Source organism: Affinundibacterium nitidum (genome assembly GCF_014284155.1).
GTDB lineage: Bacteria > Pseudomonadota > Gammaproteobacteria > Burkholderiales > Burkholderiaceae_D > Undibacterium > Undibacterium nitidum.
This window is the reverse complement of record NZ_JACOFZ010000022.1, coordinates 1-1,391: the sequence shown is the minus strand read 5'-3', so window position 1 is coordinate 1,391 and position 1,391 is coordinate 1. Positions and strand designations below refer to the sequence as shown.

General features: G+C 52.2%; 1 protein-coding gene. It reads right to left on the bottom strand.

The annotated features are described in order from the left end of the window. Positions 1-1,391, bottom strand: a 1,391-nt coding sequence (locus H8K36_RS18855) for an Ig-like domain-containing protein (protein WP_186920464.1), incomplete at both ends; no start/stop codon positions are given.

Sequence of the window (1,391 nt, the reverse complement as noted above, 5' to 3'; positions counted from 1 at the left end):
CCTTGCCTGTCGTGATCGTGATCGGTGTGCCACCTAAAGCATTTAATTGCGCCAAGGTGACGTTGGTGCCACCGACCGTAATGCTCGCCAATCCTGCTGGCGCACTGACCGTGAAGCTGTTCGCTGTCGCGGTTGCCGTTTCTGCTACCGTCATGTCGCCTGCAGAACCTGCATTGCTGTCCGGGATCGTGACCGTTGGTGCGCCAGGATTCGTTACATTCACCGTCGCCGTTGCGGTGACCACATCACCATCTTTATCAGTAATGGTGTAAGTAAAACTATCACTGCCAACATAGCCCACGTTCGGCGTATACGTATAGGCGCCCGTGCCCGCTGTAATCGTAACCGTACCATGAGTTGGTGCAGTACCTATCGTCCAAGTCGCTGGGCTATCGGCGCCTGCTGCATCATTCGTCGCCAGACTACCCGTCGCAGCAACGCCTGCATTCATCGTGATCGTATCGTTACCCGCCAACGGTGCATCATCGACCACATTGAGCGTTAAAGTCGCTTGATTGACTTGGCCAATCGTGTCGTTCACTTTGACGGTCAAGGACTCTGTCACACCCGTACCGCTATTGGTTTGCGTATTGGTGATGCGATAGGTATAACCAATAACACCGGTCGCGGCATTGTAGGAATTGAAGACTAAACTACCCAAGCTCGTGACGACCGTCACTGGTGTACCAGCCAAACTATTGAGCTGCGCTAACGTGATATTCGTCGCACCAACTTCAATACTACCGATACCACTCGATGCATTCACGGTAATCGTGCCATTCGCGCTATTACTACCGTCATTGAGACTACCACTGGCCAAGCCTGCTTCTTTAACCGAGGTTTGTCCTGGCTCTACGCCATTCGTATCTGTAATCGTAATGGTCGGCAATACGCCATCGGAGATGGTACCCGTACCTGTTACAGCGGCCGTATTACGCGCTGTTGCCGCCGACAAAGTAATGGTTTCGTTTCCTTCCACCGTGCTATCAACAACCGTGGCCACGCGTACGATAAAGCTCGATACACCAGCAGGCACATTGACCACGCTACCAGACAGTGTCGTCCAGCTAGCACCGCCATCAGTCGAATACTGTTGGGTGCTAGTATCCGTACCTAGCGTTGCTGTGCCTGAACTTGGTGTTACCGTCACCGCCGTAGGGGTGGTGCTTGTATTACTCAAGCTCACCGTAAAATCTAAATTTCCACCTTCACTGACGCTCGGACTTGATACACCTGTGATCAAAGGACGATCATCATCGCCACTAGGGCCTGGAACATCATCACGGATCGTCGTCGTTACACTACTTGTGGCAATTGTAGCGTTCGTTGCTGCCGTTAAATTGACCTGATAGGTTTCTGCACCTTCGTAGACTGCTGGAGTGTCATTACTA